Consider the following 20,641-nt stretch of genomic DNA (forward strand, 5'->3'; position numbering starts at 1 on the left):
GCGTGCATACACTGAGCCAGTTCCCACTTGGAAGGTGCACGGGATGTCGATGAAGCAGTACGACGATCCGCAGGCGCTCGCTGACGCCCTCGACTCGACCGACTACATCGCGGACGAGGGACTGGCCACCGCCGCGTTCCTCGCGCTGCGCATGGGGCGCCCGCTGTTCCTCGAGGGGGACGCCGGCGTCGGCAAGACCGCGCTCGCGCAGGCGCTGGCCCAGGTGCTGGACGCCGAGCTGATCCGGCTGCAGTGCTACGAGGGGATCGACGCCTCCCAGGCGCTGTACGACTGGGACTTCGCCCGCCAGATGCTGCACCTGCGGGCCGCCGAGTCGGTCGCGGACGCCGATCGCGCCGAGATCGAGCAGGAGCTGTACGACCGCCGGTTCCTGATCGCCCGGCCGCTGCTGAAGGCGCTGGAGACCAGCCCCTCGGTGCTGCTGATCGACGAGCTCGACCGCGCGGACGACGAGTTCGAGGCGTTCCTGCTCGAGGTTCTCGCGGAGTCGGCCGTCACCATCCCCGAGCTCGGCACCATCAAGGCCACGACGCCGCCGCTGACGGTCATCACCTCCAACCGCACCCGCGAGGTGCACGATGCCCTCAAGCGGCGCTGCCTGTACCACTGGGTCGCGCACCCCAGCTTCGACCGCGAGGTGGAGATCATCCGGCGCCGGCTGCCCGAGGTCAGCGAGTCGCTGTCCCGGCAGGTCGCGGCCGCGGTCGGCCGGCTGCGCGCGGCCGACCTGCTCAAGCCGCCCGGGGTCGCCGAGGCGATCGACTGGGCGCAGGCGCTGCACCTGCTCGGCGTCCGCGAGCTCACCCCGGAGAGCGCGGCGCGGTCTCTGGGCGCGGTGCTGAAGTACCGCGAGGACGCCGAGCGTGTCGTCGCCAACGACCTCGACAAGCTGCTCGCGGGCTGAGGACCGGCCCCTCATGACGTCCGGCTGGATGCTGCACTACGTCGACAAGGAGGCGAGCGCTCCGGCGCGCGGCGTCGACGAGACGCTGCTGGGCTTCGCGCGGATGCTGCGCGTCGCGGGGGTCGACGTCACGCCCGACCGCACCATGTCGATGCTGCAGGCCGTCGAGGCGCTCGACGTGCTGCGCCAGGACGACGTGTACTGGGCGGGTCGGCTCACGCTGTGCAGCTCGCCGGACGACCTGCCGAAGTACGACGCCGGGTTCGCGGCGTACTTCGAGGGCAAGGAGGCGGTCAAGCGCGCGGGCATGGCCGTCGAGCAGCCGCGCCCGATGCACCTGCCGGTCGGGATCGATGCTCCGCAGGGCGCCGAGCAGGAGGAGTCGGACGACGACCCCATTCCCGGGCAGGCGACGGCGCAGGAGGTGCTGCGGCACAAGGACTTCGCCGACCTCAGCGAGGCGGACCGGCAGGCCCTCAAGCGGATGTTCGAGCTGCTCGCGCCGGCCGCGGCGTCCCGCCGGTCGCGGCGCTATCGCGACTCGCACACCGGGATCACCGACCCGCACCGGTCGATCCGCGCCGCGATGCGCACCGGGGGCGAGCTGACCCGGCTCCAGTGGCGCGACCGCCGCGTCCGGCCCCGCAAGCTGGTGATCATCGGGGACGTGAGCGGCTCGATGGCGCCGTACTCCGACGCGCTGCTGCGGTTCGCGCACGCCGCCGTCCGCCGCAACCCGGTCAGCACCGAGGTGTTCACCCTCGGGACCCGACTGACCCGCGTCACCCGCGAGCTGCGGCTGCGCAACTCCGACAAGGCGCTGCGCGCCGCCGGCCAGGCGATCCCCGACTGGAGCGGCGGCACCCAGCTCGGCGAGATGCTGCGCGCCTTCCTGGACCGCTGGGGACAGCGCGGCACGGCCCGCCGCGCGATCGTGGTGATCTTCAGCGACGGGTGGGAACGCGGCGACCCGGCGCTGCTCGGCGAGCAGATGAAGCGGCTGCATCGCCTGGCGCACAAGGTGATCTGGGCGAACCCACACAAAGGCCACGCCGGCTACGAACCGCTGACCGCGGGTATCGTCGCCGCCCTGCCGAGCATCGACGAGTTCGTAGCCGGCCACTCCTTCGATTCGTACGCCAAGCTAGCGAGGTTGATTGCCGATGCGTGAGATCCTGAACGACCTGCTGCCCTGGTGGCGCGACGGCAAGACGGTCGGCATGGGCACCGTCGTGGCGACGTGGCGGTCGGCTCCGCGGCCCGCGGGCGCCTCGATGGTGGTCGGGCCGGACGACGAGGCCTTCGGCAGCGTGTCCGGCGGCTGCGTCGAGGGCGCGGTGTTCGAGGAGGCGAAGCTCGTCGTCGGGGGCGAGAGCAGCCCGGCGCTGCACCGGTACGGCGTCAGCGACGACGACGCGTTCTCGGTCGGCCTGACCTGTGGCGGCATCCTCGACGTCTTCGTCGAGCCGATCAGCAAGCAGACCTTCCCCGAGCTCGACCAGGTCGCCGCGTCGATCGACGCGCACGAGCCGGTCGCGGTCGTCACCTGCGTGGACGGCGCCGACGACCGGGTGGGCAACCGCCTCGTGGTCTGGAACGACCGGGTGAGCGGCACCCTCGGCCTGGACCGCCTCGACGCGGCGATCACCGACGACGTCCGCGGCATGCTCGCTGCGGGCCGCACCGGGATGGTGCACTACGGGCACGACGGCGAGCGGCTCGGCGACGACCTGTCGCTGTTCGTCGCGGCGTACGCCCCGCCGCGCCGGATGCTCGTGTTCGGGGCGATCGACTTCGCGGCGGCGGTGGCCCGCATGGGCGCCTTCCTCGGCCACAAGGTGACCGTCTGCGACGCGCGGCCGGTCTTCGCCACCCCGAAGCGGTTCCCCGACGCCCACGAGGTCGTGGTCGAGTGGCCGCACCGCTACCTGCAGGCCGAGGTCGACGCCGGGCGCGTCGACGAGCGCACCATCATCTGCGTGCTCACCCACGACCCCAAGTTCGACGTCCCGCTGCTGCAGGTCGCGCTGCCGCTGGACGTGGCGTACATCGGCGCGATGGGCTCGCGCCGTACGCACGACGACCGGCTGGCGCGGCTGCGGGAGGCGGGCGTGCCCGAGGAGCAGATCGCGCGGCTGAGCTCGCCGATCGGCCTCGACCTCGGCGCGCGGACGCCCGAGGAGACCGCCGTGTCGATCGCCGCCGAGATCATCGCGCTGCAGTGGGGCGGTGACGGGGCGCGGCTGTCGGACGCCGACGGCCGCATCCACCGCGACGTCGAGCGGTAGCCTGGCGGGCCGATCCGGCCGATCGGCCCGCGCGCATACTGGGGAGATGACCACTTCTCCCCCGCCCATCGCCCTGACCATCGCCGGTTCCGAGGCCACCGGCGGCGCGGGTGCGCAGGCCGACCTGAAGACGTTCCAGGCCCGCGACGTCTTCGGCATGGTGGCGCTCACCTGCATCGTCAGCTTCGATCCCAAGAACGAGTGGGGGCACCGCTTCGTCCCGGTCGACCCGCAGGTGATCGCCGACCAGCTCGAGGCACAGTTCTCCTGCTACGTCCCGGACGCGGTCAAGATCGGCATGCTCGGCACCCCTACCACGATCGACACCGTCGCGGGCGCGCTGGCGGGCTACCGGCCGAAGAACCTGGTGCTGGATCCGGTGCTGATCTGCAAGGGCCAGGAGCCCGGCGCGGCGCTGGACACCGACAACGCGCTCAAGTCGCAGATCCTCCCTCTCGCGTCGTTCGTGACGCCGAACCACTTCGAGTCGATGGCGCTGTCCGGGCGCTCCGCGATCGACGACGTCGACGACCTGATCGCCGCCGCCCGGACGATCCACGAGAAGTCCGGCGCCGCCGTCCTGGCCAAGGGCGGCGTGCGCATCGCCGGACCGGACGCGGTCGACGTGTTCTACGACGGCACCACGCTGGAGGTGCTCTCGGCGCCGAAGGTCGGCGAGCACGCCGTCTCCGGTGCCGGATGCTCGCTCGCCGCGGCGGTCACGGCCGAGCTGGCGAAGGGCGCGAGCCCGCTGGACGCCGCCCGCTCGGCCAAGGAGTTCGTCACCCAGGGCATCGCCTCGCGGCTCTCCTCGAACGCGCCGTTCGACGCGGTACGCCAGCTGAACCACTGAACCACTGAACCACTGACCCGCTGACCCACTGACCCGACGACCCGACGACCGGCCGCGGCTGGCGGCTGGTCGATCCGGAAGCGGGGTTCGTCGCTGAAAGCGGGGAAGCTTCCCCGCTCTCGCCGACGAAGCCCGCTTCGGCGTCCCGGACCGGACGCCGACGGCGGCGCTCCCGCGCGGGTCTGCGGCGACCTCTAGGGTGAGCGCATGACTGACGAGGTGCTCTACGAGGTCGCGGACGGCGTCGCGACCATCACGCTCAACGCCCCCGACCGGATGAACACCATCTCCGCGACGATGCTCGCGGCGATCTCCGAGCGGCTGACCGAGGCCGACCGCGACCCGGCCGCCCGCTGCATCGTGCTGACCGGCGCGGGCCGGGCGTTCTGCGCCGGGCTCGACCTGCAGGCGCAGTCGAAGGCGGAGTCCGGGTCCCTCGGCAACCTGAGCACCGGCTCGGGAGCGCCGGGCGAGCTCGAGATGCGCAGCGCGCCGCCCGTCGTCCTGCACAACCTCGACACGCCGACCATCGCCGTCCTCAACGGCGGCGCCGCCGGGTACGGGCTCGACCTCGCGCTGGGCTGCGACCTCCGCGTGGCTGCCGACTCGGCCAAGCTCAACACCGGCTTCGCCAAGCGGGGCATCCTCCCGGAGAGCGGCGGCACCTGGCTGCTGCCGCGGATGGTGGGGTACGCGAAGGCCGCCGAGATCGCGTTCCGCGGCAAGACACTGACGGCCGCCGAGGCCCTCGACCTCGGCCTCGTCAACCACGTCGTTCCCGCGACCGAGCTCGCGGCGTACGCCGACCGGATCGCCGCCGAGATCGCGGCCAACGCGCCGCTCGCGGTGCGGGCGATCAAGCGGATGATGCGCGCGGCGGAGTCGGAGACGTTCGAGCAGAACGTGCACCACGTGTACCTGCAGCTGCTGCCGCTGCTGGGCACCGAGGACTTCCGCGAGGGCGTCGCGGCGTTCCTCGAGAAGCGCGATCCGAGCTTCCGGGGCCGCTGAGGCGCTCCAGCGGCTACCCTCCCTGGTATGTCGAGCCCGGAGCTACCCGACACCGAGATCCGTGATTTCGGTGCGCTGCACGCCAAGGACGGCCAGCAGCGCCCCGAGCGCCGCTCGCCACGGGTCATGCTCGATCCGTTGTCGGCGATCCGCCGGGCGGGCGATCCGTTCGTCGACGTGTTCTGCGCCGGGCAGGTGTTCTTCGACATCGTGTTCACCGGGCTGCCCGCGATGCCGCGGCCGGGCACCGAGGCGTGGGCGCCGGGCATGGGCTCCAGCCCGGGCGGCCTGGCCAACATGGCCGTGGCGATGCGCCGGCTGGGCCTGCGCACCTGGCTGGCCGCAGCGTTCGGCGACGACATGTACGGCGACTACTGCTGGGACACGCTCAGCGGCCAGGAGGACATCGACCTGTCGGCGTCCCGCCGATTCGACGGCTGGCACTCCCCGGTCACCGTCTCGGTGGCCGTGGAGCGCGATCGCACGATGATCACCCACGGGCACCCCGCTCCGCAGACGCTCGACCAGATGATCGGCTCTCCCCCACCGGTGCGGGCCTGCTTCGCCGCCCTGGAGCTGGGAGAGCAGAAGTGGGTGCGGCACGCGTACGACGCCGGCGCCCTGGTGTTCGCCGACCTGGGGTGGGACGCCACGCAGGCCTGGTCGGCGCAGATGCTCGAGCGGTTGCGCGACTGCCACGTGTTCCTGCCGAACGCCGACGAGGCGATGGCGCTGAGCCGCACAGACACACCCGAGAAGGCCGCCGCCGCACTGGCCGAGCACGTGCCGGTCGTCGTCGTGACCCGCGGCCGTCGCGGCGCCCTCGCCATCGACCAGCAGACCGGCGAGACCGCGTCCGTCGACGGGTTGCCGATCGAGGCCATCGACCCGACGGGTGCCGGCGACGTCTTCGGCGCCGGGTTCATGGTGGGCACCCTCGCGGGATGGGAGCTCGGCGACCGGCTGCGGTTCGCCAACCTGTGCGCGGCGCTGTCCGTGCAGCACTTCGGCGGCTCGCTGGCCGCGCCCGGCTGGGGCGAGATCACCGCGTGGTACCACCACAACATCGAGCACGGACCGCACGCCGACCAGATCAGCGAGTACGGATTCATCGGCGACCTGCTGCCGGACGTCGCGCTGGGGCCGGTGCGCCGCGCCGGAGCCACGCTGGGGCTGCGGCACCGCGCGTGAGGCCGCGCCACCGCAGCGCGATCCGGGTCAGGACGTCGGCGTCCGCCGGTCGGCGACCCCAAGCAACGCCGGCAGCGGCGCGACGATCCGCGACACGAGCTCGTCTCGGCTGATGACCGGGTCGTCCAGCCACCGGGCCACGAGCTCCTCGGTCATCGCGATCCACGCGTGCGCGCCGAGCCGGGCCGACGGTCCCTCGATCGCCCCCGCGCCCGGTGCACTCGCGGACGCGTTCGCGAGCAGCAGATCGACCACCTGATCGCGGGTGTGATCGGCCATCGTGCGGATGCCGTGCGGTCCGGTCGCGACACCACGGACCACCGACCGGTACACGTCGGGGCGCTCGGCGATGTAGTCGATGTAGATCGACAGGGAGCTCCTCAGACGCTGGTCCGGCGAGAGGCTCTCGTCCGCGCCCGACGTCAGCCGGTCGATGAGCCCCTCCATGACCCGACGGGCCACCGCGATCTGGAACTCCTGCATCGACTGGAAGTAGTGGAAGAGCAGGCCCCGGGAGATACCGGCCTGGTTTGCGATGTCGTCGATGGAGAGGTCCTCGAGCCGCCGGTTGCGCAGCATGTCGACGCCGATCGCCAGCAGCTGCTCACGCCGCGCCTCGGAGGACAGCCGCACCCGCCGCCCCTCACCGGTCACGCTGATCGCCCCCTGCCGACCATGATATTCGCCGGATGGTCGGCACCGCGGAATTCCAGGGGACCGGGAGATTTTTGACCGACGTTCAGTGCGGTTCTAGCCTGCGAGCATGCAGACCCTGCGCGACAAGACCGTCGTCATCACCGGCGCGGCGTCCGGGATCGGCCGTGCACTGGCGATCCAGGCTGCCGCCGAGGGCGCGCGCCTCGCGCTGTCGGACGTCGACACCGAAGGACTCGCCGTCACCGCCACGCGCTGCGGGCCGGGCTGCGCAGTGCGCACCGACCGGCTCGACGTCGCCGAGCGGTCGGCGTGGGCGGGGTACGCCGACGCGGTCGCCGCGGACCTCGGGGCCGCCGACGTCATCGTCAACAACGCCGGAGTCGCGCTCTCCAGCGACATCGCCGACATGTCGTACGAGGACCTCGAGTGGCTGATGAGCATCAACTTCTGGGGCGTCGTGCACGGGACGAAGGCGTTCCTGCCGCAGATCGTCGCGAGCGGCGACGGGCACGTGGTCAACATCTCCAGCCTGTTCGGGATCCTCAGCGTGCCGAGCCAGTCGGCCTACAACGCCGCCAAGTTCGCCGTCCGCGGGTTCACCGAGTCGCTGCGCACCGAGATGCTCGCGGCGCGGCTGCCGGTCGGGGTGACCTGCGTGCACCCCGGCGGCATCCGAACGGCGATCGCGCGCAACGGCCGCGGCGACGCACGGCACGACGCGGCCGCCATCGCCGCGCACTTCGACGAGAAGCTCGCCAAGACGTCCGCGGAGAAGGCCGCCCAGGGCATCTGGCGCGGCGTGCGCCGCGGCAAGGCGCGGGTCCTCGTGGGCCCCGACGCGAAGGTCCTGGACGTGCTCGTGCGCCTCACCGGCGCCGGCTACCAGCGGGTCGTGGCCCGGACCGCCGGCCGCGCCGGACCCCCGGTCCGGTGGATCGAGCGGGCGCCGCGCGAGGTGCGCTCGTGACCGGGCGGCGGCGGTTGCCGTACGCCGTCGTACGGCGCATCGTGCAGGTTCTGCAGCGCCCCGGTCTCGGCGGTCCGCTGCCGATCCGCGCGCAGCGCAAGTACCTCGAGCTGCTCGCCACCGGGCCGCCCGCGCCGGCCGGTACCCGCACCGAGCGGATCACCATCGGCGGTGTTCCGGGCCTGCGGGTCAGCGTCGGCACGCCCGCCTCCGGCGAGCCGCTCGTGCACCTGCACGGCGGCGCGTACACCGTGGGTTCGCCGAAGGTCTACCGCAACCTGGCGGCGAACCTGGCCGAGATCACCGGCCGCCGCGTCTACGTACCGGGATACCGGCTGGCTCCCGAGCACCCGTACCCGGCGGCCCTCGACGATGCGGTCGCGGTGTGCCGGCAAGTGGCCGAGCGGTACGGCGGCTACGCGCTCAGTGGGGACTCCGCGGGCGGGGGCCTGGCGGCCGCCACCGCCCTGCGGCTGGCCGGGAGCGACGCCGCGCCCGCCCGCCTGGGCCTGATCGCACCCTGGGTCGACCTCACCGTCGTCCCGCCGGCAAGCAAGGCCGACATCGTGGTGCGGCCGGCCTGGGGGCAGGCCAGCGCCGCCGCCTACTGCGGCACCCACGACCGGTTCGAGCCGGGCATCAGCCCGATCTTCGGCGACCTGTCGGCCCTGCCGCCGACGCTGGTGCACGTCGGGCGCGACGAGGTGCTGCGCGAGCAGTGCGAGCGATTCGTCCGCCAGGCCTCCCGCGCCGGTGCCGACATCCGCCTCACGGTGCTGCCGCGGCTGTGGCACGTGGCGCACCTGCAGGCCGACCTGCTGCCCGAGGCGTACGACGTGCTGGTCGATCTCGGTCGCTTCCTCGCCGGGCAGCCGTCCCCGTAGGCCGGCCGACCTCGGGGGCTACCCGGAGAGCGCGCGGCGCATCGGGAGGTGTGCAATGCCGTCCTCGACGAACTCCGGACCGTCGACGACGAACCCCAGTGCGCCGTACCAGCCGCGCAGGTGGCTCTGCGCGTCGAGCACGATCGGCCGTGCGGCGGAGAGCGCGATTGCGGCCTCGACGAGCCGCCTGGCGTGGCCGCGGCCGCGGTGCTGCGGAGCGGTCGCGACGCGTCCGATGCGCGCCTGGTCCCCGTCGTCCAGCAGCCGGATCGTCGCCGCGACGCCGTCCGCGCCGTCGATCCACAGGTGCCGGGTCGAGGGATCGGCGTCCCGGCCGTCGATCTCGGGGTAGGGGCACGCCTGCTCGACGACGAACACGTCCACCCGCAGACGCAGCACGTCGTGCAGCTCGCGGGCGGTCATCTCGTCGATCGTCTTCACGTGCAGCTCGCCGGCCATCGACCCAGATTATCGGCCGGAAGCGGTGGCCAAGCACTCAGCCGGGGTGCCGTCCAGCGCCCGGTCGGGCGACCTAGGGTGTAGGCATGACGCCGACCCCTCGCCGTGCCCTCGCCGCCGCCGCAACCGCCGCCCTGCTGCTCACCGCGGCGGCCTGCTCCAAGGCCACGGAAGGAAAGGCGTCCCCGAGCGGCGCCGGATCCTCGACCACATCGGTCTCCGCCGGGTCCAGCTCGAGCGACAGCGAGTCGAGCGCGCCGGCGTCGTCCGAGAGCGGCCCGTCGGGCGGCGACATCGAGGCGATCGACGGCAGCCTGTCGTTCACGCTGCCCGCCGGCTACCAGGACGCGATCGACAAGATCAACGTGCCGGGCGCGGTCGCGGCGGTCGTCGACCCGGCCAGCGACGCGGGCTTCCCGACGCACATCGTCATCGCCAAGCAGTCGGCCACCGGTGACCTGGACACGATGTTCGACTCGGTGCGCAAGCAGATCGAGAAGAAGTTCAGCATCAAGACCGAGGACGCGAACCCGCCGGTCGACGACATCGACGGCGAGCCCCTGAAGGCGTTCACCACCCCGGAGTACACCGACGCGGGCAAGAACATCACCTCGGCGCTGTTCATGACCGAGCACGACGGCTCTTTCTACTCCTTCACCACCAACACCCTGCCGGACAACGCCGGCGATGCGGCCGACGCGATGGTCGCCCTCGTCGAATCGGTGAAGTGGGCCTAGCCGGCGGAACCACGCTGCGCCGCCGGCGCGTCGGTGAGTAGTCAGCAGCTCTTCGCCTCCCGGACGGTGCCCATGCCCACGCCTCCCCGCAAGACGTTCACCCCGGCGATCATCGCCGCCCTGGTCGGCCTCGTCGCGCTCGCCGTGGTGACCGTGATCGTGGTCGTCCGCTCCGGAAACGACCCGGCGGGCTCCGGCACGGGCACGGTCGCCTCCGGTGCGGACGCCGGGAAGAAGGCCTCGAGCGGCGGGTCCGGCGACTCGTCGTCCGACGGCTCGGGCTCCGCAGGCGGGTCGAGCGGCGCAGACGGCGGCGCGCCGGTCACCTCCAGCGACGGCGCCTTCACCTTCTCGCTGCCCAGCGGATATCAGGACGCCATCGATCTGGTCGACGTCCCGAGCGCGGTCGCCGCGGCGTACGACCCGGCCAGCGACAGCTCGTTCCAGACGACGATCGTCGTCACGACCGAGCCGGCCAAGGGCACGCCGATCGATCAGATCGTCACGAACGGCCGCGATTCGGTGGAGAGCTCGTTGCAGACCACGACCGAGGACCTGACGCCGAGCATGTCGTCGATCGACGGCGAGAAGGTGGCCGGCTACAGCACCGGCGAGTACGACAAGGGCGGCGTCACGTTGCGCAGCGCGGTGATCGTCACCGTGCACGACGACACCGCCTACGCCTTCATCGTGAACGTGCAGTCCGACAAGACCAGCGAGGGCGGCAACGCGCTGTCGGACCTGATCGGCTCGGTGTCCTGGATCTAGCTCCAGCGACCGCTTTCGGTGCTAGACGGACTCCTCGGCGTACGCCTCGGGGAAGGTGCGCATCGTGCGCAGCGGCGAAAGCAGCACCGGCAGGCAGGACGAGAACTGCCCCACGGCCGCGATCCACAGGGTCGGCACGACTCCGAGGACCTGGCCGAGCCAGCCGGCGAGCAGCGCGGCCGGCGGCATGATGCCCCACACGAAGAACCGGATCGAGGCGTTCATCCGCCCGAGCAGCCGCCGCGGGCAGGCGCGCTGGCGCATGCTCACCTGCGTGACGTTGTAGACGACGACGGAGAACGACAGGAGCAGCTCGCCGACGACCAGCAGGGCGAACGCCATCCAGCGCTCGGGCACGTATTGCGCGGCCGGGATCAACGCGAGCGCCGGTCCGCTCAGCATCGCGGCGAGCGGAATCGTCCGCCCGTCGCCGACCCGGGCCGCCAGCCGTCCGGCGGTGGCGGCCCCGATCAACCCGCCGGCCGCGCCGGCGGCGAGCGCGAAGCCGAGCACCTCGGGCTCGAAGCCGAGGACGCGCAGCGCGAACAGCGGGTACAGCGTCATCAGCAGCGTGTTGAAGAGGTTGGCCAGCGCCGTGCAGATCGTGATCGGGCGGATCAGCGGGTGGCGGGCGACGAAGACCATCCCCTCCTTGATGTCGGCGAGCAGCCGCCGCGGCTGCTCCGGCCGGCTGATCGCCTCGCTGTCGGTCACGCCGCGCAAGGCCAGCACCGAGGCGACGTAGCCGATCGCGTCGGCGAACATCAGCACCGGCGCGCTGAGCACCTTCAGCAGCAGGCCGCCGAGCGCCGGGCCGCCCATGTGCGCGATCTGGGCGGTGGACTCCAGCTTCGAGTTCGCGTCCGGGACCTGCGCGGAGTCCACCAGCAGCGGGATGTACGACTGGTAGCAGACGTCGAAGAACACCCGGGCGATCCCGGTGACGCCGGCGACGACGTAGAGGTGCCACATCTGCAGCGATCCCGTGAACCACAGCGCGGGAACCAGGAGCGCGGCGAGCAACCGCGCGACATTCGCCCAGATCATCGTCGCCCGCTTGCGCCACCGGTCGACGAGCGCGCCGGCCGGCAGCCCCACCACCAGGAATGCCGCGAGGGACGCCGCGGTCAGGTTGCCGACCTGCTGCTCGGTGGCGTGCAGCAGGGTGACCGCGATGACCGGGATGGCGAGCACGCCGACCTCGACGCCGAGCTGGGAGACGGCGTCGCCGATCCAGAACCGGCGGAAGTTGGCCGACCGCCAGAGGGTCGGGCCGCTCGGGTCGCCCTTCACTGCGCGGCGAACCGGCCCGGCGCCAGCCTCGCGGCGTCCAGACCTCGATCGACGAGGTCCGCCGGCGGCTGCTCCCCGCGCACCAGCGCCGCGCCGAGCCGGGCCATGGCGGGGGCGGTCTGGATGCCGTAGCCGCCCTGGCCGCCGAACCAGAAGAACCCGGCGAGCTGCGCGTCGAACCCGACGACCGGGACCCGGTCCGGGGCGAAGTTGCGCAGCCCGGCCCACGAGCTGCGCACGTGCCGGGGACGGATGTGCGTCGCCGCGTCGATGACCTCCATCGCCTGCGCGATCCGCAGCTCGTCGGGGCGTGGATCGCTCGGCGACTGCAGCACCTCGTCGGCCGGCGAGCACAGGTACTGCTCACCGTCCGGCTTGACGTAGAACGTGTCGTCGACGTCCGCCGCCATCGGAAGCGCGGCAGTACGCGACCCGTGCGGCGAGGGGACCATGAAGATGGTGCGGCGCAGCGGCGCGATGCCCACCGACCGGGCGCCGAACATCGCGGCGACGACGTCCACCCACGAGCCGGCGGCGTTGACGACGAGCGGGGCCTGGTACTTGTTGCCGCCGGAGTCGGTGAGCGTCCAGACGTGGTCGTCGTCGAAGTCCTCGCTGCGGACGGCGCCGGTCACCCGCGCCGCGGTGTGCACGACTCCTCCGCGCTCGCGGAAGCCCCGCACGAAGCCCTGGTGCAGCAGGTGCACGTCGAGCTCCATCGCGCCCGGCTCGTACAGCGCCAGCTCGACGTACTCGCGCCTGAGGATCGGGTTGACCTCGACCGCGTCGTCGGCGCTCAGCAGCCGGACGTCGGGGACGAGCGCGCTCATCTCCTGCTGCATGGCGCGCACCTTCGCCGAACGGCCGTGGGTGCCGACCCAGACCAGCCCGAGCCGGCGCAGCGGCGAGTGCTCGAAGACGTCCGGCGGGTGCTCGAAGAAGTCGCGGCTGCCGGTCGTGAGTGCCCTGATCTGCGGTCCGCCGTACGTCTCGAGGAAGGTGGCCGCACTGCGCCCGGTCGTGTGGAACGCCAGGTGAGTCTCCATCTCGAGCAGCCCGACGCTGCGGTCCTCCTGCAGCTCGTACGCCAGCGAGACGCCGGCGATCCCGCCGCCGATCACGATCGCGTCGTACTTCTCCACGAGCCGCATCCTCCGCATCGCCGTCGCTGTCCTCGACCCTAGACCGGGCGCCGGTCACCCAGCGGATCCGACCGTCGCCGGGCCCTATCGCCCGAACGGCAGGAGCGCACATGGCGCACCCCACCGCCCGCCGCACCTGCGGCGGCCGCCGCCAGTTGCCGCCGCACCTGCAACGCTATCGTCACCCCCGTTTTCAATGTGGCAGCGACCACATATGCTCGCGCGGTAGACCCGGACGATGTCCACAACAGCGAGCTGGAGGAAGCATGACCCAGATCAGCGTGACCGTTGACGGCATGAAGAGCGAGGACGACGTCGAGCCCCGGATGCTGCTGGTCCATTACCTCCGCGAGGTCCTCGGCAAGACCGGCACGGTGATCGGCTGCGACACGAGCAACTGCGGCGCCTGCACCGTGCACCTCGACGGCAAGGCGATCAAGAGCTGCACCATGCTGGCGGTCCAGGCCGACGGGCACGAGGTCACCACCATCGAGGGCATCGCGGACGGCGACAAGCTGCACCCCATGCAGCAGGCGTTCCACGAGAAGCACGCCCTGCAGTGCGGCTACTGCACGCCCGGGATGATCATGGCGGCGATCGACTTCCTCAACGAGACGCCGCACCCCAAGGACGACCGCGAGATCCGCGAAGGCATCGAGGGCAACCTCTGCCGCTGCACCGGCTACCAGAACATCGTCGAGGCGATCAAGCTGGCCGCCGGCAACTCCTCCACCGTGGGAGCGGGGGCGAGCTAGCCGTGACCGCCGTGGATGACCGCCCGGCCGCCGAGATCGGGCAGGCGCGCACTCGTCGCGAGGACAAGCACCTCATCACCGGTCGCACCACCTGGACCGACAACAAGACCGCCACCGGGCTGCTGCACCTGGCGTTCGTCCGCTCACCCATGGCGCACGCCAAGATCGGCGGCGTCAACGTCGACGCCGCCAAGGCGATGCCCGGCGTCGTCGACGTCATCACCGGCAAGGACGTGGCCGAGGTCCAGGGCAACGTGCCCTGCGCCTGGCCGGTCACCCCGGACATGGTCAACCCCGGCGCCCCGTCGCTGGCGGTCGACCAGGTCAACCACGTGGGCGAGGCCGTCGCGGTGGTCGTCGCCCGCAGCAAGGCGCAGGCGGTGGACGCCGCCGAGCAGGTCGAGGTCGACTACGAGGCGCTCCCCGTCGTCCTCGACATGGAGGAGGCGCTGCGCGACGGCGCTCCCCTGGTGCACCCGAGCACGTCGTCGAACAAGTCCTACACGTGGGTCTTCGACTCCGGTGAGGCCGGCACCGGCGGCAACGCGACGCAGGCCATCGAGGGCGCCGAGGTGGTCGTCAAGCGCCGCTTCATCCAGCAGCGGCTCATCCCGTCGTTCATGGAGCCGCGCTCGGTGGTCGCGGAGCCGACCGACGGCGGTGTCACGCTGACGTCGGCGACGCAGATCCCGCACATCCTGCGGCTGATGCTCGCCATGACGCTCGGCATTCCCGAGCACAAGGTGCGAGTCATCGCCCCGGACGTCGGCGGCGGGTTCGGTGGCAAGATCCCCGTCACCCCCGAGGAGATCATCACCGCGCTGGTGGCGATGCGCCTCGGCAAGCCGGTGAAGTTCACCGAGACGCGCTCGGAGTCGCTGATGGTCGCCCACCACGGCCGCGACCAGATCCAGGACGTCACCATCTCGGCGACCAAGGACGGCCAGGTCACCGGTCTGGACGTCACGCTGCACGCCGACATGGGCGCCTACCTGCGGCTCGTCGGCCCGGGCGTGCCGGTGCTCGGCGCGTTCATGTTCCCGGCGATCTACAAGATCCCCGCCTACCGGTTCACCTGCCACGGGGTGTTCACCACCAAGACCCCCACCGACGCCTACCGTGGGGCCGGCCGGCCGGAGGCGACGTACGCGATCGAGCGGATCATGGACGAGCTCGCCGTCGAGCTCGACATGGATCCGATGGAGCTGCGCCGCAGGAACTGGATCAAGCACGACGAGTTCCCGTTCACCACCGTCTGCGGCCTGACCTACGACACCGGGAACTACGAGGTGGCCACCGACAAGGCCCTCGAGCTGTTCGGCTGGGACGAGCTGAAGGCCGAGCGTGACCGGCGCCGGGCCGAGAAGTCCACCAAGCAGCTGGGACTGGGCATCTCGACGTTCACCGAGATGTGCGGCCTGGCGCCGTCCCGCGTGCTCGGCTCGCTGGACTACGGCGCCGGCGGCTGGGAGTACAGCGCGATCCGGATGCTGCCGACCGGCAAGGTCGAGGTGATCACCGGCGCGTCGCCGCACGGGCAGGGCCACGAGACGGCGTTCGCGCAGATCGTCTCCGACCAGCTCGGCATCCCGTACGACGACATCGAGATCCTGCACGGCGACACCGCGACCAGCCACAAGGGCCTGGACACCTACGGCTCGCGCTCGCTCGCGGTCGGCGGCATCGCGATCGTGAAGGCGGCCGACAAGGTCAAGGACAAGGCCAAGAAGATCGCCGCGCACCTGCTGGAGGCGTCGGCCGACGACCTCGAGTTCGACGCGGGCCGCTTCAAGGTCAAGGGCACCGACCAGGGGCTGTCCATCCAGGAGATCGCGCTCGCGGTGTTCGCCGGGCACAGCTACCCGGAGGACGTCGAGCTCGGGCTGGACTCCGACGCGACGTACGACCCGGAGAACTTCTCCTTCCCGCACGGCACGCACCTGGCGGCGGTCGAGGTCGACACCGAGACCGGTGACGCGCGGCTGGTGAAGTACGCCTGCGTCGACGACATCGGCAACATCATCAACCCGCTGATCGTCGAGGGGCAGGTGCACGGTGGCCTCGCCCAGGGCATCGCCCAGGCCCTCTACGAGGAGGCGATCTTCGACGCCGACGGCAACCTGACCACCGGCACGTTCGTCGACTACACCCTTCCGAGCGCGGCCGACCTGCCGCCGTTCCTCACCGGGCAGACGTCGACGGCGGCCACCAGCAACCCGCTGGGCGTCAAGGGCGTCGGCGAGGCCGGCTGCATCGCCTCGACCCCCGCGGTCATGAACGCGGTGGTGGACGCCGTCCGCCAGTACGGCGTGAACGACGTCCGGATGCCGGCCACTCCCGAGCGGGTCTGGCGCGCCATCCACGGCGACGGCCATACCGAAACAGCAGCCGCAGAGACCACCGCCCACACCGACGGCGCAGCCGAGTAAGACCAGAGGAGATTTTCGATGATTCCCGCAAAGTTCGACTACGCCCGCCCGTCGTCCGTCGACGAGGCCGTGCAGGCGCTCGCCAACGGCGGCGACGACCCCAAGGTGATCGCCGGCGGCCAGTCGTTCATCCCGGTGCTGCGTCTGCGGCTCGCGGCTCCATCGACGGTCGTCGATATCGGCGCCATCGACGAGCTCAAGCAAGTGTCCGACGAGGGCGACAAGATCAAGATCGGCTCGATGGTCACGCATGCCGAGGTACTCGAGAACGACCTGATCACCCAGAACGTGCCGCTGCTGCGGGAGATCACCGAGACGGTGGCCGACCGCCAGGTGCGCCACCGCGGCACCCTCGGCGGCGCGCTGGCGCACGCCGATCCGGCCGGTGACCTCGGGTCGGCGGCGGTGGCGCTCGACGCCGAGTTCGAGATCGCCGGCGCCGACGGCCGGCGTACAGTCCCCGCGTCCGACTTCTTCCAGGACTACCTCACCACCGCGATCGGCGAGGGCGAGGTGCTGGTCAGCGTCTCGTTCCCGAAGTCCGGCGACTGGAAGTGCCACTACCAGAAGTTCAACCGGATGGCGCAGGCCTGGGCGACGGTGGGAGTCGCGGTGGCGTTGAAGGTCGACGGCGACACCGTCACCGAGGCGCGGGTCGGGCTGACCAACATGGGCCCGGTGCCGGTGCGTGCCTCCGGCGTCGAGTCGGCCCTCGCGGGCCAGCCGGCGACCGCCGAGAGCTTCGCCGCCGCGGCCGAGCACGCCGACGAGGGCACCAGCCCGACCGACGACCTGTCGGCCAAGGCCGACTACCGCAAGCACCTCGCCAAGGTGCTCACCCGCCGCGCGCTGGAGGGTGCGCTCAAGGGGCGCGCGGACCACGGCGACAAGTAGACCGCACCACCGACCTGCGGCGCATTTCCTCATCGGGGAAGTGCGCCGCAGGTCGTCTCCGACGTAGGGTTTTTGCAGAACGACGACCGAAAGAGGAAGTGCCATGGAGCTCGAGCACGAATTCACCATCCCCGTCCCCGTCGACAAGGCCTGGCCAGTGCTGCTGGACATCCGCCGCATCGCCCCGTGCATGCCGGGCGCGGCCGTCGACAGCGTGGACGGCGACGACTTCACCGGAAGCGTGAAGGTCAAGCTCGGGCCGATCAACCTGACCTACAAGGGGCAGGCGAAGTTCGTGGAGAAGGACGAGAGCGCGCACAAGGCCGTCATCGACGCGCGCGGCCGCGATTCCCGCGGCAATGGCACTGCCGCGGCGAAGATCACCGCGACGCTCAACGGCAAGGGCGACGCCGAGACGTCGGTCAAGGTCGTCACCGACCTGAACATCACCGGCAAGCCGGCGCAGTTCGGCCGCGGCGTGATGGTGGACGTCGGCAACAAGCTCATCGGCCAGTTCGCCGACTGCCTCGCCGGCAAGCTCGGCGAGGACGACTCCGCAACCTCCTCGGGTGCTGAGGGCGGTGCCGCCGGCGCCGCGGCGGGCGCGGGGTCTGCCGGCGCGGCGGCGGGGGCCACCACGGCGGCCGGCGCGGCCGACAAGACGCCCACCTCGAGCATCCCGGCCGCGACCAGCGCGCAGGCCGACGCCGACAAGAAGCAGTCCGACGCCGAGAAGCAGTCCACCGAGCTGCCGGGATTCGCCGGCACCGAGTCTGCCAAGCCGAATGCGGACGCTCGCGAGAGCGCCCAGTCGGCGGCCGACCAGCACGCCGCGGCGTCCGCCTCGCCGAAGACGACGCCCGCGAGGCCGGCCCCGGCTGCCGAGCCGGAGCCGATCGACCTGATCGAGCTGGCCGGCGGCACGGTGCTGAAGAAGGCGATCCCGGCGGTTCTGGCCGCGCTGATCGCCGCCGTCATCGCGATTGTCGTGGTGAAGAAGAAGAGCTAGCGAGTCGTGCCCGGCCGTGGCGCTCGCCGACGCGCGAGCGCCACGCCCCGGCTCTTCCCATGTCTGAGATCCATCACCGTTGCAGCAGGCCGACGGTAGACCTCCCGCGGACCGGTCACACCGACCCGCACGACTCCTCGTCCCCCGTCGTCTACCGGCTGCTGGATACCCCGCTCGGCGAGCTGCTGCTCGCCGCCACCGCCCGCGGCCTGGTCCGGGTCGCCTTCGCCGTCGAGGGCTTCGACGACGTCCTGCAGAGCCTCAGCGAGCGGGCCGGCCCGCGCGTCACCCTGGCCCAGCAGGAACTCGACGACGCCGCCTGGGGCATCGACGCCTACTTCGGCGGAGACATCAACCCCATCGAGATCCCGCTGGACCTTCGCCTGCTCGACGAATTCGGCCGCCGCGTCGCGCAGCATCTGCCGTCCATCGGCTACGGCCGGACGTCGTCGTACGCCGAGGTCGCCGCCGCCGTCGGAAGCCCCCGCGAGGTCGATGCCGTCGGCGACGCCTGCCGCCGCAACCCGCTGCCGATCGTGCTGCCGTGCCACCGTGTGGTGCCGACCAGCGGCACGATCGGTGACTACGTCGGCGGCGCCGAGGCCAAACGCGTCCTGCTCGCCCTCGAGGCCGCCTGACCCGCTCACACCGCTCGCTCGCCCCGCCCGCCGCTCGCGGTGGTCCCCACCCCTCCGTTGTGTTGTTGCGACTTCGGGCGACGTCGCCCAAAGTCGTCACAACACAACGGGCGTCAGGCGCCGGGGTGGCGGTGCGGAATCGGGCGATAGACGAGCTCCTGGGTCCGTCCGTCGAGGGTGCGTGACTCGAGCAGCTCGAGGTCGTAGTCGCCGGCGCCGCCGAAGACGGGCGCCGTGCCGGTCTTGGCGGTGATCACCGGGAAGACCGTGACGTGCACCCGGTCCACGAGCCCGGCGGCCATCAGCGCGTGGTTCAGCGACAGGCTGCCGTGCGAGCGGATCGGCGCGTCGGACTCGGCCTTCATCTGCGTCACGATCTCGACCGCGTCACCGGACACGACCCTGGCGTCGTGCCAGTCGAGCGGCTCGCGCAGCGTCGAGGAGATGACCGTCAGCGGGAGGTTGCGCATCCGCACGACCCACTCGTCCTCGAACTCGGAGTACTCACCGGCGGCCGCGATCATCGACGCGAACTCCCGGTACGTCGTCGCGCCGAACACCATCCGCTGGTCGCCGCCGAGCAGCTCCTTGCGGTGATCGAGCAGCTCGGGCCCCTGCTTGCCCCAGTAGCCGCCCCAGTCGGCACCCTCCTCGGTCAGTGACCCGTAGCCGTCGAGGCTGGCGAAGACGTCGAAGGTGTAGGTGGCGGTCATGATGCCCTCCTTCGGGCCGCGGGCCGTCCGCCGTCCTGGTCGGGGCGATCCGTCCGCTACAGGTACAGACCCCTCAGGCGGCGGCAACTCATCGTGCCGGCGTCCGGCGGCGCCCCCGACAACCGGGACGTTGGCGCCGAGGACACCCGTAGACGGGGACGTTGGCGCCAATCCCACCGAACGAGTGCCGCGGGAAGGGGCGGTCGGCCAAGATGAGGACATGGCATCCGATCCCAGCACCGCACCGACCGACGCAGCACCGCGCCCGACCCGCACCGGGGTCTGGGCCACGATCGGCGAGCCGCGGCTCGCGGCCGCCCTCGAGGCCACCGGCTTCGACTGGGTATGCCTCGACGGCCAGCACGGGCACTTCGACGACCGCGCGGTCCGCGAGACGCTGGCGCTGCGGGGGAAGCCGGCCGCCACGGTCCTGACCCGCGTGCTGCGCAACGACGTGGGGCTGATCGGCCGCGCACTGGACGCCGGCGCGGACGGCGTCATCGTGCCGATGGTGCAGTCGGCCGCCGAGGCGGAGGACGTCGTCCGGGCCGCGCACTACTCCCCGCGCGGCGCCCGCAGCTTCGGTCCGATGCACGGCGCGGCGTACGGCACGACGACCGGGCTGCCGGGACGCGCGATGTCCGCGGTCATGGTCGAGACCCAGGTCGCGCTCGACGCCGTCGACGACATCGCCCGCACGCCCGACCTGGACATGATCTTCGTCGGCCCGTTCGACCTGTCGCTCGCGCTCGGCCGCGACATCGACGACGTCCTGGCCGACCGATCCCCCGACGCGCCGCTGCCTCGGGTGGTCGCGGCGTGCCGCGCGGCGGGGATCGTGCCCGGGGCGTTCGCCGGCGACCCGCGGCGGGCCCGCGCGATCGTCGAGCACGGGTTCGAGTGGGTCGCCGTCACCAGCGACGTCGGTCTGCTGCACCTCGGAGCCGCCGAGGCCCGCCACCAGCTCGGATGACCGGGCCGATTCCGGCCCGTTGTGTTGTTGCGACTTCGGGCGACGACGCCCGAAG

21 protein-coding genes are annotated in these 20,641 nt (G+C 71.7%); 16 read left to right on the plus strand and 5 right to left on the minus strand.

Annotation, left to right across the window (positions count from 1 at the left end):
- Positions 1 to 43: 43 nt before the first annotated feature.
- The 6 genes from F8A92_RS05920 (at position 44) to F8A92_RS05945 (ending at position 6,268) form a co-directional block, all read left to right on the plus strand.
- Entirely contained in the window at positions 44 to 925 is an 882-nt protein-coding gene (locus F8A92_RS05920; RefSeq protein WP_153504228.1) for an AAA family ATPase, read from the plus strand.
- A 13-nt stretch (positions 926 to 938) separates the two neighbouring features.
- Positions 939 to 2,096 carry a vWA domain-containing protein gene (locus F8A92_RS05925; RefSeq protein ID WP_228389244.1) on the plus strand — a complete coding sequence of 386 codons (1,158 nt, stop codon included), beginning with the start codon at positions 939 to 941 and terminating at the stop codon, positions 2,094 to 2,096.
- Positions 2,089 to 3,213, plus strand: a complete 1,125-nt coding sequence (locus F8A92_RS05930; protein WP_153504229.1) for an XdhC family protein — start codon at positions 2,089 to 2,091, stop codon at positions 3,211 to 3,213. The genes F8A92_RS05925 and F8A92_RS05930 overlap by 8 nt, the downstream gene beginning before the upstream one ends.
- A gap of 46 nt (positions 3,214 to 3,259) precedes the next feature.
- Positions 3,260 to 4,066, plus strand: a complete 807-nt coding sequence (locus F8A92_RS05935) for a hydroxymethylpyrimidine/phosphomethylpyrimidine kinase (RefSeq protein WP_153504230.1) — start codon at positions 3,260 to 3,262, stop codon at positions 4,064 to 4,066.
- A 207-nt stretch (positions 4,067 to 4,273) separates the two neighbouring features.
- Positions 4,274 to 5,077 carry an enoyl-CoA hydratase/isomerase family protein gene (locus F8A92_RS05940; RefSeq protein WP_153504231.1) on the plus strand — a complete coding sequence of 268 codons (804 nt, stop codon included), beginning with the start codon at positions 4,274 to 4,276 and terminating at the stop codon, positions 5,075 to 5,077.
- 27 nt (positions 5,078 to 5,104) lie between these two features.
- On the plus strand, positions 5,105 to 6,268 hold the full coding sequence (locus tag F8A92_RS05945) for a carbohydrate kinase family protein (RefSeq protein WP_228389245.1): 1,164 nt from the start codon (positions 5,105 to 5,107) through the stop codon (positions 6,266 to 6,268).
- A gap of 27 nt (positions 6,269 to 6,295) precedes the next feature.
- Here the strand turns inward: F8A92_RS05945 and F8A92_RS05950 are convergent, their stop codons facing one another.
- A complete protein-coding gene (locus F8A92_RS05950; RefSeq protein ID WP_153504232.1) occupies positions 6,296 to 6,922 on the minus strand; it encodes a TetR/AcrR family transcriptional regulator in 627 nt (208 codons plus the stop codon).
- Between the two features lie 109 nt (positions 6,923 to 7,031).
- Between F8A92_RS05950 and F8A92_RS05955 the strand changes: the two genes are divergently transcribed.
- Together F8A92_RS05955 and F8A92_RS05960 are read left to right on the plus strand one after the other, a co-directional pair.
- Entirely contained in the window at positions 7,032 to 7,892 is an 861-nt protein-coding gene (locus F8A92_RS05955) for an SDR family NAD(P)-dependent oxidoreductase (RefSeq protein WP_153504233.1), read from the plus strand.
- Positions 7,889 to 8,776, plus strand: a complete 888-nt coding sequence (locus tag F8A92_RS05960; protein WP_194291377.1) for an alpha/beta hydrolase fold domain-containing protein — start codon at positions 7,889 to 7,891, stop codon at positions 8,774 to 8,776. The genes F8A92_RS05955 and F8A92_RS05960 overlap by 4 nt, the downstream gene beginning before the upstream one ends.
- An 18-nt stretch (positions 8,777 to 8,794) precedes the next feature.
- Here F8A92_RS05960 and F8A92_RS05965 read toward each other — a convergent pair whose 3' ends face one another.
- Positions 8,795 to 9,235, minus strand: coding sequence for a GNAT family N-acetyltransferase (locus F8A92_RS05965; protein WP_153504235.1), 441 nt, complete (start codon positions 9,233 to 9,235; stop codon positions 8,795 to 8,797).
- Positions 9,236 to 9,321: 86 nt separating this feature from the next.
- Between F8A92_RS05965 and F8A92_RS05970 the strand changes: the two genes are divergently transcribed.
- Together F8A92_RS05970 and F8A92_RS05975 are read left to right on the plus strand one after the other, a co-directional pair.
- Positions 9,322 to 9,972, plus strand: coding sequence for a hypothetical protein (locus F8A92_RS05970; protein WP_153504236.1), 651 nt, complete (start codon positions 9,322 to 9,324; stop codon positions 9,970 to 9,972).
- Positions 9,973 to 10,044: 72 nt separating this feature from the next.
- Positions 10,045 to 10,740, plus strand: a complete 696-nt coding sequence (locus F8A92_RS05975) for a hypothetical protein (RefSeq protein WP_153504237.1) — start codon at positions 10,045 to 10,047, stop codon at positions 10,738 to 10,740.
- 21 nt (positions 10,741 to 10,761) lie between these two features.
- On the opposite strand, the gene F8A92_RS05980 is transcribed toward F8A92_RS05975, so the two are convergent.
- Together F8A92_RS05980 and F8A92_RS05985 are read right to left on the minus strand one after the other, a co-directional pair.
- Positions 10,762 to 12,033: an MFS transporter gene (locus tag F8A92_RS05980; RefSeq protein ID WP_153504238.1), complete on the minus strand. Its 1,272-nt coding sequence runs from the start codon at positions 12,031 to 12,033 to the stop codon at positions 10,762 to 10,764.
- Positions 12,030 to 13,175 carry an NAD(P)/FAD-dependent oxidoreductase gene (locus F8A92_RS05985; protein WP_228389246.1) on the minus strand — a complete coding sequence of 382 codons (1,146 nt, stop codon included), beginning with the start codon at positions 13,173 to 13,175 and terminating at the stop codon, positions 12,030 to 12,032. The genes F8A92_RS05980 and F8A92_RS05985 overlap by 4 nt, the downstream gene beginning before the upstream one ends.
- A 266-nt stretch (positions 13,176 to 13,441) precedes the next feature.
- On the opposite strand from F8A92_RS05985, the gene F8A92_RS05990 reads away from it, so the two are divergent.
- From F8A92_RS05990 to F8A92_RS06010, 5 genes are all read left to right on the plus strand, one after another.
- Entirely contained in the window at positions 13,442 to 13,930 is a 489-nt protein-coding gene (locus tag F8A92_RS05990) for a (2Fe-2S)-binding protein (RefSeq protein ID WP_153504239.1), read from the plus strand.
- A 2-nt stretch (positions 13,931 to 13,932) separates the two neighbouring features.
- Positions 13,933 to 16,359 (plus strand): xanthine dehydrogenase family protein molybdopterin-binding subunit, encoded by a 2,427-nt coding sequence (locus tag F8A92_RS05995; protein ID WP_153504240.1) that lies wholly within the window; start codon positions 13,933 to 13,935, stop codon positions 16,357 to 16,359.
- Positions 16,360 to 16,377: 18 nt separating this feature from the next.
- Complete coding sequence (locus F8A92_RS06000; RefSeq protein WP_153504241.1) at positions 16,378 to 17,253, plus strand: FAD binding domain-containing protein; 876 nt, start codon at positions 16,378 to 16,380, stop codon at positions 17,251 to 17,253.
- A 103-nt stretch (positions 17,254 to 17,356) separates the two neighbouring features.
- Positions 17,357 to 18,262, plus strand: coding sequence for an SRPBCC family protein (locus F8A92_RS06005; protein WP_153504242.1), 906 nt, complete (start codon positions 17,357 to 17,359; stop codon positions 18,260 to 18,262).
- A 59-nt stretch (positions 18,263 to 18,321) separates the two neighbouring features.
- Positions 18,322 to 18,900, plus strand: a complete 579-nt coding sequence (locus F8A92_RS06010; RefSeq protein ID WP_153504243.1) for a methylated-DNA--[protein]-cysteine S-methyltransferase — start codon at positions 18,322 to 18,324, stop codon at positions 18,898 to 18,900.
- 113 nt (positions 18,901 to 19,013) lie between these two features.
- Here F8A92_RS06010 and F8A92_RS06015 read toward each other — a convergent pair whose 3' ends face one another.
- A complete protein-coding gene (locus F8A92_RS06015) occupies positions 19,014 to 19,613 on the minus strand; it encodes a dihydrofolate reductase family protein (protein WP_153504244.1) in 600 nt (199 codons plus the stop codon).
- A gap of 220 nt (positions 19,614 to 19,833) precedes the next feature.
- Between F8A92_RS06015 and F8A92_RS06020 the strand changes: the two genes are divergently transcribed.
- Positions 19,834 to 20,586, plus strand: a complete 753-nt coding sequence (locus F8A92_RS06020; RefSeq protein WP_194291378.1) for an HpcH/HpaI aldolase family protein — start codon at positions 19,834 to 19,836, stop codon at positions 20,584 to 20,586.
- The last annotated feature ends 55 nt before the right edge of the window (positions 20,587 to 20,641 follow it).

The organism is Cumulibacter manganitolerans, from assembly GCF_009602465.1.
In the GTDB taxonomy this organism is placed as follows: domain Bacteria; phylum Actinomycetota; class Actinomycetes; order Mycobacteriales; family Antricoccaceae; genus Cumulibacter; species Cumulibacter manganitolerans.

Excerpts from the sequence above, each read along its gene's own strand:
- F8A92_RS05920 (WP_153504228.1), top strand. The coding sequence starts at position 44 with ATGTCGATGAAGCAGTACGACGATCCGCAGGCGCTCGCTGACGCCCTC.
- F8A92_RS05955 (WP_153504233.1), top strand. The coding sequence starts at position 7,032 with ATGCAGACCCTGCGCGACAAGACCGTCGTCATCACCGGCGCGGCGTCC.
- F8A92_RS05965 (WP_153504235.1), bottom strand. The coding sequence starts at position 9,235 with ATGGCCGGCGAGCTGCACGTGAAGACGATCGACGAGATGACCGCCCGC.
- F8A92_RS06010 (WP_153504243.1), top strand. The coding sequence starts at position 18,322 with ATGTCTGAGATCCATCACCGTTGCAGCAGGCCGACGGTAGACCTCCCG.
- F8A92_RS05945 (WP_228389245.1), top strand. The coding sequence starts at position 5,105 with ATGTCGAGCCCGGAGCTACCCGACACCGAGATCCGTGATTTCGGTGCG.
- F8A92_RS06015 (WP_153504244.1), bottom strand. The coding sequence starts at position 19,613 with ATGACCGCCACCTACACCTTCGACGTCTTCGCCAGCCTCGACGGCTAC.
- F8A92_RS05940 (WP_153504231.1), top strand. The coding sequence starts at position 4,274 with ATGACTGACGAGGTGCTCTACGAGGTCGCGGACGGCGTCGCGACCATC.
- F8A92_RS05925 (WP_228389244.1), top strand. The coding sequence starts at position 939 with ATGACGTCCGGCTGGATGCTGCACTACGTCGACAAGGAGGCGAGCGCT.
- F8A92_RS05975 (WP_153504237.1), top strand. The coding sequence starts at position 10,045 with ATGCCCACGCCTCCCCGCAAGACGTTCACCCCGGCGATCATCGCCGCC.
- F8A92_RS06000 (WP_153504241.1), top strand. The coding sequence starts at position 16,378 with ATGATTCCCGCAAAGTTCGACTACGCCCGCCCGTCGTCCGTCGACGAG.
- F8A92_RS05970 (WP_153504236.1), top strand. The coding sequence starts at position 9,322 with ATGACGCCGACCCCTCGCCGTGCCCTCGCCGCCGCCGCAACCGCCGCC.
- F8A92_RS05935 (WP_153504230.1), top strand. The coding sequence starts at position 3,260 with ATGACCACTTCTCCCCCGCCCATCGCCCTGACCATCGCCGGTTCCGAG.
- F8A92_RS06020 (WP_194291378.1), top strand. The coding sequence starts at position 19,834 with ATGGCATCCGATCCCAGCACCGCACCGACCGACGCAGCACCGCGCCCG.
- F8A92_RS05930 (WP_153504229.1), top strand. The coding sequence starts at position 2,089 with ATGCGTGAGATCCTGAACGACCTGCTGCCCTGGTGGCGCGACGGCAAG.
- F8A92_RS05990 (WP_153504239.1), top strand. The coding sequence starts at position 13,442 with ATGACCCAGATCAGCGTGACCGTTGACGGCATGAAGAGCGAGGACGAC.
- F8A92_RS06005 (WP_153504242.1), top strand. The coding sequence starts at position 17,357 with ATGGAGCTCGAGCACGAATTCACCATCCCCGTCCCCGTCGACAAGGCC.